The following is a 12,655-nucleotide window of genomic DNA, read 5'->3' as shown; positions in this document are numbered from 1 at the left end:
TCGAATTATTTGGTTACATGTTTATACCCGTTATCTTTCAAGTTGCCTCTTTGTTGGCTGCACTCACTCACCCCGGTAACATAGTTATCTATGCTCCCGGGGATTCGTTCCCTTACCGTCGCGATGCACTTTGAAATCCATAGGATATATATGTTTTTTATACAAAATTATTTCAGTGAAATAATTTTTAAATAAACTGTTTTTTTATTTTAAGGTCGCCGTTGTTTTCTATTTTAACTATATTTGTTTCATGGATTTTTAAATTTCGTTTAAAATATTTGATTGAATAATTATTAAAGCACACAATTCATAATCTGGCTATTGAGAAACGCAGAACCTGATTTAATCATGTACCTAAAAGAGGTTATTCTGTTTACAGTTGTTTTCCGGGAATATTCGACTAATAGTCTGTTTCAAATAGACAAAAATATGTCCTTGTTATCAACGATAATATGCCAGGTCTGTGTATCGAATATTAGATTTTTGCCGGCAAATTCAGTACCACTGGCCCGATAAAGCGCAGTGAATATTTTCTTTAGCGTATCGGGCCAGAAGGTGACGTTCGTTTTGTGCAAAGCTGGATTTATTCCAGATTATTTGATTGCTGAAGCGTCGATTAAGTTGCCATTGAGGGATACCCAAGCGGACCACGATGGTGTGGCTTGCCAGATGTTCCAGAGAGCGTTATCGGTGCCACGCGCAAAAACTTCAAGCCGACCATCGGCGTCTTCCACCGCTGTTGGCGCACTGGTGATCGTGCCATTCAGCGTGGCCCAGTTGGACCACGGACCGGAATGGGATACCGTTTGCCAGATGTGGTAGAGAGCGTTATTGGTGCCGCGTGCAAAAACTTCCAGCCGGCCATCGGCATTTTTCGCCACCGCAGGGGCGCTAGTAATCACGCCATTCAACGAGGCCCAGTTGGACCACGGACCGGCATGGGGAGCGGTTTGCCAGATGTGGTAGAGAGCGTTATTAGTGCCGCGCGCAAAGACTTCAAGCCGACCATCAGCGGTACCGATGACGACAGGATCGCTAGTGATTGCCCCACCGAGTGATTCCCAATTTGACCACTGGTTGGAATCAGGAGCGGTTTGCCAGATGTGGTAGAGAGCGTTATTGGTACCACGCGCAAAGACTTCCAGCCGACCGTCTGAGTTGATATGAACCGCGGGGTTGCTGGTGATCGCGCCATTCAAAGATTGCCAATTTGACCACGGACCGGAATGAGCGACAGTTTGTGAGATGTGGTAGAGAGCGTTATTGGTGCCACGCGCAAAGACTTCGAGTCGGCCATCGGTGTTGACACATACCGCTGGGTCACTAGTAATTGTCCCCCCTAAAGATTGCCAGTTTGACCAACCGGCATTGGCGGCGGTTTGCCAGATATGGTAGAGCGCATTATCGGTGCCGCGTGCGAATACCTCTAGACGACCGTCTGTATTGATATAAACGACAGGTTTGCTGGTTACCTTTCCGTTAAGAGAGACCCAGCCGGTCCAGGAAGAGCCTGAGTGTGGTGCTGTTTGTCTGTTGTGCCACAAGGCATTGTCAGTGCCCACACCGAAAACTTCGATCCGTCCATCGGAGGTGTTTACTACTGTGACAATTTCAGACAACGCGATTGACGTGTTTTCGATTGTTACCTCATTTATAGCAAGTAGTTCGGCATTATCTGGCTTTGGTATATTAATAGGTTCTTGTTGCATATATATCCTCGTTAGAAATAATTTTTCAGATTGACTAAATAGTTACTTAATAAGCAAGGTGTTTAATTCTGTGAATTAATATTCTCACTTTTACTCTTTATTCTTTGAAGAAATAATTAATGCTTTATTTGATGCTGATTGATTGTCCGTGAAGTATTAAGTGGGTGGGATGCTACATTATAAAGCTTCTTCTGTTTATATATATTTTTACATACAGTCATTCAAAAATAATAAATTATGAATAAACTGTTTTGCTGTTTTAAGGTTTCATCTTTATTATATTTGAAAATATATTTTTATCATAATTGTTTTAATTGTATTAAAAACATCTGATAATTTTTACGGAAGCGAACAATTTGCCGACTGGCATTAAAAACACAGATTCTAGTGCATGAATGTTCTATAAAACGGGGGTTTTGTTTGACATTGCTTTTTGGGTCTATTCGACCAAGAGACTACATTAGATAGACAAAACTATATCTTTATGCGCGAGTTTGAGCGAATGCTTGGTTTACGTGTTGAGAATTGGATTGATTACAATAAGTAAGGTATTACTGGCCCGATGCAGCATAGTGAATGTTTTCCTTCAATGCATCAATCAAGCCAGAAAGTTATGCACGTCCTTGTGCGAAGCAGGTTATTTAATTGCTGAAGCGTCGATTAAGGCGCCACCGAGGGATGCCCAAGCGGACCACGACGATGATGTAGTTTGCCAAATGTGCAAGAGTGCGTTATCCGCACCGCGGGCAAAAACTTCAAGCCGACCGTCAGAATTCTTCGCTACCGTAGGAGCGCTGGTAATCACGCCAGACAATGAGGCCCAATCAGACCATAAACCCGATGCTGCCGTCTGCCAGATATGCCAGAGAGCGTTATCAGGCCCACGTACAAAGACCTCAAGCCGACCATCGGCGTTGATATGTACCGCAGGATCACTGGTGATGACGCCAGAAAGTGACTGCCAGTTTGTCCAACCTGCATTAGGAGCAACTTGCCAAATGTGCCAGAGAGCGTTATCGGAACCGCGCGCAAAGACCTCAAGTCGGCCATCAGAGTTGCTGATTACCACTGGATTGCTCGTTATCACACCACTCAGTGACTGCCAATTTGTCCAGGGATAGGTATGAGAAGTCGTTTGCTTGATGTACCAGAGAGAGTAATCGTTGCTGCGCGCAAAGATCTCAAACTGACCATTGGCGTTGACATATACCGTTGGATCACTGGTAAGCACGCCATTTAGTGATTGCCAATTAGACCACGGACCGGCATGAGGAGCGGTTTGCCAGATGTGCCAGAGTGCGTTATTGGAACTGCGAGCAAAGACCTCAAGTCGGCCATCGGAGTTGATATACACCACTGGATTGCTGGTGATCTGACCACCTAAAGATTGCCAGCCTGACCAACCGGCGCCGGGAGCGGTCTGCCAGTTATGCCATAACGCATTATCTGTGCCACGCACGAATATTTCCAATCTGCCGTCTGAGTTAATGTGAACGGCGGGTTTGCTGGTCGCTCCTTCATTCAGTGAGTGCCAGCCAGACCAGGAAGATTCGGTATTGGGTACCGTTTGCCAGTTGTGCCACAGAGCATTGTTGGTGCTCACACCAAAAACCTCTAGCCGACCATCGGCGTTGTTTGCCGCCGAAATAACTCCGGGTAACGCAGTCCAAGAGATTTCATTGGATACTTCTATATCGTTTGCAACAGATGACCCGGTATTATCTGGAACTGATGTATTAATAGATTCTTTTTTCATATATATATCCTCTTTAGGCATAATTTTTTAGATTCAATAAATAGTTATTTAATAAGTAATGTGTTTAATTTCACATTAATACTTTCGATTGCATTCTGGTATATTTTTATTTATAAAGTTAATAAGTAATATTTTATTTGATATTAAATTTTAATTGTTAATTTTTTGGATGTGATTTTATATTATGGAGGTCTATGTGTTGATATGTATTTTTAAATACGAATATCTAAAAAACATTAATTATATATAAACTATTTTCTTATTTTAAAGTTTTCTTTGTTTTCTATTTAAAGTCTGTTTTTTTACAGTTATATTTGTTTTTTTATTCAAAATATCTGATGATCATTATTAAAGTACACAATTCGTCATCTGGCTATTGGGTTAATTCCAGCAAATTAGGTGTCGCTGGTCCGATGCAGCGTAGTAAATATCTTCCTTGAAATACATCGGACCAGAAGGTTATGCTCGCCTTGTGCGAAGCTAGATTATTTGGTTGCTCAAGCGTTGCTTAAGGAGCCGCGGAGGGATTCCCAGCTAGACCATGAACCGGATGCTACCGTCTGCCAGATGTGCCAGAGCGCGTTGTCAGTCCCGCGGGCAAAGACTTCAAGGCGGCCATCGGCGTTAGCATATACGGCAGGGTTACTGGTAATCGTGCTTCCTAGAGATTGCCAGTCTGACCAGCCGGAATTGGGAGCGGTTTGCCAGATGTGCCAGAGCGCGTTGTCAGTCCCGCGGGCAAAGACTTCAAGGCGGCCATCGGTGTTAGCATATACGGCAGGGTTACTGGTAATTGTGTTCCCTAGAGATTGCCAGTCTGACCAACCGGAATTGGGAGCGGTTTGCCAGATGTGCCAGAGCGAGTTATCAGTACCGCGCACGAATACTTCTAATCGACCGTCCGAATTACGATGAACCGCGGGTTTGTTAGTCACTGAGACAATTCTGGACGTCGCGATAGATGAGTTTTCGATTAGCTCATTTGTAACAGAAAACTCAGCATTATCTGGCTTTGATATATTAATAGATTCTTCTTGCATATATATCCTCGTTAGAAATAATTTTTCAGACTCACTAAGTAGTTATTTAATAAACAAGATGTTTAATTATTTGAATTAATATTCTCACTTTTATATTTTATTATTTAAAGAAATAATTAATATTCTATTTGATGCTGGTTTATGATCCGTGAAAATTTCAGGTAATCGTGATGCTACATTATAAAATCTCGTGTGTTTATATTTATTTTTACATGCAGTTATTCAAAAATAATAAATTATGAATGAATTATTTTCCTTTTTTAAATATTTTATCTTTATTGTATTTGAAAATGTTTTTTATCATGACTATTTTGAATTTATCATAAGTGCATGATAAACAAGCGGTTAATTTGTTATAGGTTGTTTTCTGGATAATTCAATTAAAAGTCTATTTTAGATGGATAAAACTATATGTTTTTCGTCAATAAAATACGAGAGTTTGAGAGAAAACTAGGTTTGCATATCAAATATTGGGATAATACCAGCAAATAAGATACCACTGGCCCGATACAGAGCAGTGAATATTTTCCTTAAATGCATCGGGTTAGAAAATTACACATATATTGTGCCAATCTGGCTCCTTTCAGATTATTTGATCGCGGAAGCGTCGATAAAAACACCACCGAGGTAGGTCCAATCAGACCACTGATTGGAATAGGGAGCAGTTTGCCAGATGTGGTGAAGTCCGTTACCGGTATTGCGCACAAAGACATCAAATTGGCCATCAGAATTTTTCACAACTTCTGGGCCGCTGGAGAGTCCGCCACCTAATGAAGCCCAGTTGGACCATGAACCTGAATGGGTATCATTTTGCCAGATGTGGAAGAGTGGGAGTCCTTTGCTGGCGCCACGAACAAAGATTTCAAGTCGGCCGTCACAATTCTTTGCTACCACAGGGGCGCTGGTGATAATGCCACCCAACGAATCCCAGTTAGACCACTGACTGGAATAGGGGAAGGTTTGCCAGATGTGCCAAAGTGCATTATCGACACTACGCACAAAGACCTCCAGCCGACCATCGACGGTGCAGGTGACTACTGGATCACTAGTGATGGTGCCGCCTAATGATTGCCAGCTAGACCATCCAGCATGGGGAGTAGTTTGCCAGATGTGCCAGAGTGCGTTATCGGCACCCCGAGCAAAGACTTCCAGTCGGCCATCGGCGTTGATATGGACTGCTGGGTTACTGGTGATTACGTGACCTAGAGAACACCAGTTTGACCACGGACCGGAATGGGGAGCGGTTTGCCAGATGTGCCAGAGTGTGTTATCGGCGCCGCGCACAAAAACCTCAAGTCGACTATTGGCGTTGACATATACGGCAGGGTTACTAGTAATCATGCCACCTAAAGATTGCCAGCCTGACAGACCGGCGTTGGGCGCAATTTGACAGTTATGCCATAGCGCATTATCGGCACCACGTGCAAATATTTCTAATCGACCGTCTGAATTGATGTGAACGGCGGGTTTGCTAGTCACTTGTAAGCCAAGTGAGGACCAGCCGGTCCAGGAAGAGCCTGTATGTGATGTTTGCTCATTGTACAACACTACATTGTCAGTACCCACACCGAAAACCTTAAGTCGACCATTGGCGGTGTTAGTCACTGAGACAATACCAGACGCTGCGATAGCTGCGTTTTCGATTGATACCTTATCTATAACAGATAGCCCGGTATTACTTGGATTTAATGTATTAATAGATTGTTCTTGCATATATATATCCCCTTTAGTAATAATCTTTCAGATTCACTAAATAGTTATTTAATAAACAAGATGTTTAATTCTTTGAATTAATATTCTCACTTTTATTTTTAGAGAAATAATGAATGTTCTATTTGATACTGGGTTATGAACCGCAAAGTGTCAAATAATTATGATATTACATTATAAAACTACCTGTGTTTATATATTCACGTGCGGTTATTAAAAGAACAATAAATTATAAATGAAATGTTCTCCTATTTTAAAATTTCATTTTTCTTATATTTGAAAATGTGTTTTTATCATGACTGTTTTGACTTTATTAGAAATGTCTGATAACCAAGCGGTTACTTTGTTAGAGGTTTATTTCTAGATAATTCAACTAAAAGTCTATTTTGGATGGATAAAACTATATGTTTTTCGTTAATAAAATACGAAAGTTTGAGCGAATGCCCGGTTTGCATGTCGAATATTGGGATGACACCAGCAAATTGAAGTATTGCTGGCCTGATGCGGAGTAATGAATATTTTCCTTCATGCATCGGGCCAGAAAATTACGCGTATATTGTGCGAATCTGGCTCCTTTTAAATTATTTGATCACGGAAGCGTCGATTAAGATGCCGCCAAGGGAGGTCCAAGCTGACCACGATGATGGGGTACGCCAGATGTGGTGGAGTCCGTTACCATTGTCAAGTACAAAGACTTCAAGTTGACCATCAGAATTTTTCACGACTTCTGGGCCGCTGGAGAGTCCACCACCCAATCGCTCCCAGTTAGTGTGCCATGAACCGGAATGGGTATCATTTTGCCAGATGTGGTAGAGAGCGTTATCAGTGCCGCGTACAAAAACCTCAAGCCGGCCGTCGCAGTTCTTTGCTACCGCAGGGGCGCTGGTGATAATACCACCCAATGAAGCCCAGTTAGACCACTGATTGGAGTAAGGGGCGAGTTGCCAGATGTGCCAGAGTGCGTTATCGCTGCCGCGTACAAAAACCTCAAGCCGGCCATCGACGGTGCGGATGACCACAGGGTCACTATTGATGACGCCGCCTAAAGACTGCCAACTTGACCAATAACCGGTATGGGGAGCGGTTTGCCAGATGTGCCAGAGTGCATTATCGGCACCGCGGGCAAAGACCTCAAGCCGACCATCGGAATTGATATGGACTGCTGGGTTACTGGTGATCACTTGGCCCAGAGAATACCAGCTCGACCAAGGATTGGAGTGGGGAGCGGTTTGCCAAGTGTGCCAGAGTGTGTTATCAGGGCCGCGTGCGAAGACCTCTAGCCGACCATCGGCGTTGATATGTACCGCAGGGTTACTGGTGAGTGTTCCGCCTAAAGATTGCCAGCCTGACCAGCTAGCGTTGGGTGTGGTTTGCCAGTTATGCCACAGCGCATTATCCGTGCCACGTACGAATACTTCTAATCGACCGTCTGAATTGAGGTAAGCGGCGGGTTTGCTGGTCGCTTTTAAGCCGAGTGAGGTCCAGCCGGTCCAGTAAGTGCCTGTATGTGTTGTTTGTCCATTGCGCCATACTACATTGTCACCACCAACACAAAAAATCTCGATCCGGCCATCAGAGGTATTCACCGCTGAGACAATACCAGACGCCGCGATGGTAGGGTTTTCAGTTTCAGCCTCGTCTGTAACAGATAATCCAGTATTATCTGGATTTAATGTTGTAATCGGCTCTTTTTTCATATGTATATCCTCGTTAAAAATAAATTTTTAGATTCACCAAATAGTCATTTAATAATTAATGTCTTAACTCTTTAAAATTAATCTTTTCATTTGTGTTCTTATTTTTCTTAAAAAATAATGACTAATGTTTTATTTGAAATTAACTTATGACAATTAAGTTATCGATAAGATATGATTGTATATTATAAATCTCTATAGACTGATATATATTTTTACGTACAATCATTTAAAAACAATTAATTACATGTAAACTATTTCATTATTTTAAAGTTTCATTTTGCTTATATTTTAAATGTGCTTTTCGGTCGTTTTGATTTTGTTGGAAATATCTGGTGGTACATTATATTTATATAAAAATTTAAACCAGTGCTGAGATTTTATATTGATATACTGTTTTCACTCTTAATGACATTCTTTTGCCAGAAAGTGGCATATCATGGATATGCCACCAGTTTAACGAATGAATTTAAAAATAAGTTGTGATCCCGGCACGAAACGTTCTTCCCGGTGAAGGGATATAACCGAGGCTAAGAGGCTGGATATAATATTTGTCGAATACATTATCCACACCAAACTCAAATTCGACATGCTTATTTATACGGGCAGTCAGAGAGATATCGGCTACAGTTGCAGGCCGCCAAATAATGGGCGCCAACAGAGGAGCAGAACCGCGTCCTGGTTTTCCTGCTGGCACAGATCGTTGTCCATAATGGGAAATTCTGGCGTTGGCAGATACCTTGTCATTTAAGAATCGCTGTGTCAGATCGAGTGATACCGCATATTTAGGCGGAATGTGATTAGTTGCATAATCCGAAGGGAGACTACGTGCAGCACACCCGTCATTTTCCGTACAGAATTTGACTTTTGTATAGTAATTCATCGATAAACGGGCATCAAAGTGATCACTATGGTAAACACTCGCCAATTCCAATCCGGCAAATTTTGCTTCTTTAATATTACTGATGTACATACTCCAGTAATCATCCATCCATGCTCGGCTAATATAGTCTTTTACCCGGTTATCAAAGTAGGACATTTTGATATCGAAGCTATCATTTTGAGCAATGATATTCTGGAAGCGTGATGTTAGTCCGACTTCGATATTTTTTGAAATTTCAGGTTTTATATGATCGTCAACACTCATCATATAGCCGCGAATACCTTCAACCATTGATGGAAAACGTGGGGCATAGGCATATTTAGCATGCAGTGCTGTTTCATGATTAAGTTCAAGCTTAGTGCCTACCCAATAGCCGTGAGCATGGTCTCGCTTATTGTTTACGTTCCCAGAGGTGAGCTGTGGTAACCAAGAGCTACCCGGACGAGCTGGACTGTAATCTTCGATCTGATAGGACTTAAAATCCCACCCGCCCATTAGGGTCAGACGGTCGGCAAGCATATAATTCCCGCTCAGGAAAAAACGGCCTTCTTTACGCTCTCCTTCCCGATTAACGGCATATTCCCATTTACCTGCGCTGGGGCCAGTACGTTCACGAATAAAGCTGGCGCCGTAGTTCAACTCAATATCTTGCATTGAGAGTTCAAATAATGAGGTGTTACTCAAATTCACCCCTACTGTGCGCATGAATTTTTTATCACCGAGGGTATTATTTGCGGTTCGAGGGCGATCATTAACCCGTGTTTGCCATATTCCGATATCCAAATTAATCCAGGGATTTGATGCAGGCTCCCATTTATAGTTGAGGCTGTGCCTGTTCATGTTGAGCCGTGTCAGTGGCCCCTGTTCCAAGATCATAAATGTTTGGCTCAGGTTTGCCATATCCGCGACATAGGATTCTCCGTAGAGATTTTGGTAATGGCTAATAATAGCGGAGATTTCATGACCATCGCCAAAACGAACTTTTCCTTTACCCAGTAATGACTGGCTATCTTCGGAGGTGTTAGGCACGGCATCTCCCATTGCGTACAGCGAATAACCGGCCATTTGTTCACTGAATTGTGGAATGTGGCAATCTTGTGGATCACTTTCACATAAATAGCCTGGCATCCCACGTTCCTTAGCGCCCGGTCCGTGTTTGCCAGAGTGATAATTGCCCCGCTTGCGCTGAGAAACACCAAACAGCAATTCATAGGAGGGTTCGGCCATCGCGAAAACAATACTCCCGGTGCGATTCTTAGCGTCGAAAAGAGAGGTTTTTGATGGGGAAGGCCAGTCATTGCGTTGATAATCGTCAGGATTGGAATGGTTGTTCAACAGACTTCCTTTCAGGCGCAGTCCTACCTTTTGTCCGTCAAGGAGGATATCACTGGCTTCAATGGTTTTTATCTCCACCGTTCCCCCAATAGCTCCCATGCCGCCTTTTCCTGTCGGGCCTTTACTAATATCTACCCGGCCAATGAAATCGGGATCAATAAAGGAACGGTTGGAGACACCTTGATAACCTCGGTATAGCGCGGTTTGGTTAGACGCGCCGTCAACGATAGTTAAGACTCGGCCTTGTCCTTGCAAGCCCCGGATATTCACATCCAGGCTGCCTGAACTGCGTGCTTCGCCGGATAATACCCCCGGTGTGGTTTTAAAAATATCAACGGGGTGGATCACGCCGAATTTTTCGATATCTTTGCCTTTGATGGTGGTACTGCCGAACCGCAATGGTTCATTACCTGAATATCCACGATTTCCTGCTACCGTAAGAGGACTTAGTACGATTACACCTTTGTTGGTCATCTTCTTTGTCGTTTTTACCAACGTATAACTGCCATCGGTACGTTGGGACAGTTGTAAATGACTGCCTGTGAGCAGTTGTACTAAACCTTGATGAGCAGTAAAACTGCCGTTTAATGAAGGTGCAGTTAGCCCGTTGGTTAAATTCGGATCGAAAGAGAGCGCGGTACCGGTTTGCGCCGCAAAGTGGGACAACGAATTGCCTAATGAACCTGGTGGAATATGAACGGAATAGAGAGTATCTGCTGGTGTGGTAGCGTAAAGGGAACGTGCCGGCAGCAGTATTAATGATAATAACAGTGCGACTAAAGACTTTTTCTGCCAATGTGGTTGTGAATCTCGGCAGTCAATATGATATGGCATAGTAATTTTTTGATATGGCATAGTAAGTTCTCCATAACTTTTTAAACTTCTTTTATTTCTATGCCGTATGAGATTGAAAAAAGTGTCAGTAAAAATGATTATTTTTATTAACTGGATGAATAGAGGGTAATCCAATAGCGGGTCAGGCTGTACATTGAGAGCGGATAAGTTTGTAATAGCATATGCAGCGCCAGATCCGTATCCCGTATGGGAAAAGCACCAGAAACCCGCAAATTCGCCACTTTATCATCACAACGGATGACACCGGAACGATAGCGATTCAGTTCAGTAACCACCGTTGCCAGCGGCAAGTTATCAGCTACCATCATGCCCTGTAGCCAGCTTAGAGATGCGGTTGAACGGGGATGTTGTGGGGCAACGGCGAATTGAGTGAAATGGGTTGCCTCTCCAGCATGCAGTATGTGCGGCAAACCGTTATCTGGCGTAATGCGAACCGCTCCTTCTATTATTTCCACCTGAGTATGTGAGGCTTGTTGGCGAACGCTGAATTTTGTGCCCAATGCCACAATAACGCCTTGTTGAGTTTGTACCTGAAATGGGCGAGCCGGATAGCGGCTATCTTTATGAGTTTCAATATAGATTTCCCCTAGCTTTAAACCAATAAGCCGTTGGGTATCGTCATAATGAACATCTGTCGAGCTTTGAGTATTTAAAGTGAGTTGACTGTTATCCGGTAATAACCAGCGCTGAATTTGCCCGGTTGCAGTGTGATAATCGCCAGTGAGAAGCTGAAATTGATCAGATTGCCAGAAGAGTGATGATGCGCCAGCCGGTATTAACAACATGAGTGTAAGCTTTCTGATGGCTTCCCGACGGGAGAAGGTCTGTTTGTTGTTTAACAGCGGTGAGGCGATATGTGGTGGTAGATGGTGTAGCCGTGCTAACAGACATTGCGCCCGTTCCCAGGCTTGAGCATGTTCTGGACTTTGTGCGCACCAGGCAGCACAGGCATTTCGATCAGCTTCGCTGGCGTGGCTATCATGCAAAATGGTCAGCCATTCTGCGGCTTCGGCAAGTATCGTTTCAGAAGGTGTACTTGATGAAGAAGATTTATCAGTGAAAGTCAAACCAATCCCTCTTATGCCATTGCTATCAGGCATTGATAAAAGCCTTGTTTCATATAACGTTTTACTGTGGACAGCGAAATATTCATCTGATTTGCAATATCTTCATACTTCATTCCTTCTATCTGGGAAAGTAAAAAGACAGTTTGCACTGGCGTGGGGAGTTGATTCAGCATGATATCAATTTCCTGAAGCGTTTCGAGGATGATAAGTTTTTGCTCTGGTGCGGGAATAAGCGGTTCAGGCAGACTGACGAGTAAATCCAGATAAGATTGTTCAAGTGAGCGGCGGCGGTACCAGTTAACCATCAACCCTTTGGCAATGGTGACGATGTAGGCACGGGGTTCATTAAGTTGCTGTGGTAAAGGTGCACGAAGTAATTTAACAAAAGTATCTTGGGTCAGGTCTGCGGCAGTTTCATCACAGTTAAGACGATGCTTAAGCCAACGAAATAGCCAATCATGATTGTGGATGTACATGCACTGGATCTGTTGAGTGTCTGAAACATTAACGGTCATTTTCATGTCAAGCTATCAATGTAAATGCAAATCATTATCATTCTGGTATGTTACAGGTAATTGCTTTCCGTTACCAATGAATAATGGGTGC

General features: G+C 43.1%; 8 protein-coding genes. All 8 read right to left on the bottom strand.

Features of this window, described 5'->3' with window-relative positions; translation table 11 throughout:
* Nucleotides 1-593: 593 nt before the first annotated feature.
* The gene (locus tag BA1DRAFT_RS08690; RefSeq protein WP_036778014.1) at nucleotides 594-1,709 is read right to left on the bottom strand and encodes a PLL family lectin; all 1,116 of its coding nucleotides are present in this window, start codon (nucleotides 1,707-1,709) and stop codon (nucleotides 594-596) included.
* A gap of 637 nt (nucleotides 1,710-2,346) precedes the next feature.
* Complete coding sequence (locus tag BA1DRAFT_RS08685; protein WP_036778011.1) at nucleotides 2,347-3,465, bottom strand: PLL family lectin; 1,119 nt, start codon at nucleotides 3,463-3,465, stop codon at nucleotides 2,347-2,349.
* A 497-nt stretch (nucleotides 3,466-3,962) separates the two neighbouring features.
* Nucleotides 3,963-4,505, bottom strand: a complete 543-nt coding sequence (locus BA1DRAFT_RS08680; protein ID WP_338049277.1) for a PLL family lectin — start codon at nucleotides 4,503-4,505, stop codon at nucleotides 3,963-3,965.
* Between the two features lie 588 nt (nucleotides 4,506-5,093).
* Nucleotides 5,094-6,218: a PLL family lectin gene (locus tag BA1DRAFT_RS08675; protein ID WP_036778010.1), complete on the bottom strand. Its 1,125-nt coding sequence runs from the start codon at nucleotides 6,216-6,218 to the stop codon at nucleotides 5,094-5,096.
* 578 nt (nucleotides 6,219-6,796) lie between these two features.
* Nucleotides 6,797-7,912 (bottom strand): PLL family lectin, encoded by a 1,116-nt coding sequence (locus BA1DRAFT_RS08670; RefSeq protein WP_036778007.1) that lies wholly within the window; start codon nucleotides 7,910-7,912, stop codon nucleotides 6,797-6,799.
* 466 nt (nucleotides 7,913-8,378) lie between these two features.
* A complete protein-coding gene (locus BA1DRAFT_RS08665; RefSeq protein WP_036778006.1) occupies nucleotides 8,379-10,982 on the bottom strand; it encodes a TonB-dependent receptor in 2,604 nt (867 codons plus the stop codon).
* A gap of 86 nt (nucleotides 10,983-11,068) precedes the next feature.
* Nucleotides 11,069-12,082 carry a FecR domain-containing protein gene (locus tag BA1DRAFT_RS08660; protein ID WP_051560720.1) on the bottom strand — a complete coding sequence of 338 codons (1,014 nt, stop codon included), beginning with the start codon at nucleotides 12,080-12,082 and terminating at the stop codon, nucleotides 11,069-11,071.
* Nucleotides 12,061-12,570 (bottom strand): sigma-70 family RNA polymerase sigma factor, encoded by a 510-nt coding sequence (locus tag BA1DRAFT_RS08655; protein ID WP_036778003.1) that lies wholly within the window; start codon nucleotides 12,568-12,570, stop codon nucleotides 12,061-12,063. Before BA1DRAFT_RS08655 ends, BA1DRAFT_RS08660 begins: the two co-directional genes overlap by 22 nt.
* Nucleotides 12,571-12,655 lie beyond the last annotated feature (85 nt).

The sequence above is a fragment of the Photorhabdus aegyptia genome, assembly GCF_000612035.1.
GTDB classification, from domain to species: Bacteria; Pseudomonadota; Gammaproteobacteria; order Enterobacterales; family Enterobacteriaceae; genus Photorhabdus; species Photorhabdus akhurstii.
The sequence above is the reverse complement of the archived record's forward strand: the minus strand, read 5'-3'. Positions and strand labels throughout refer to the sequence as shown.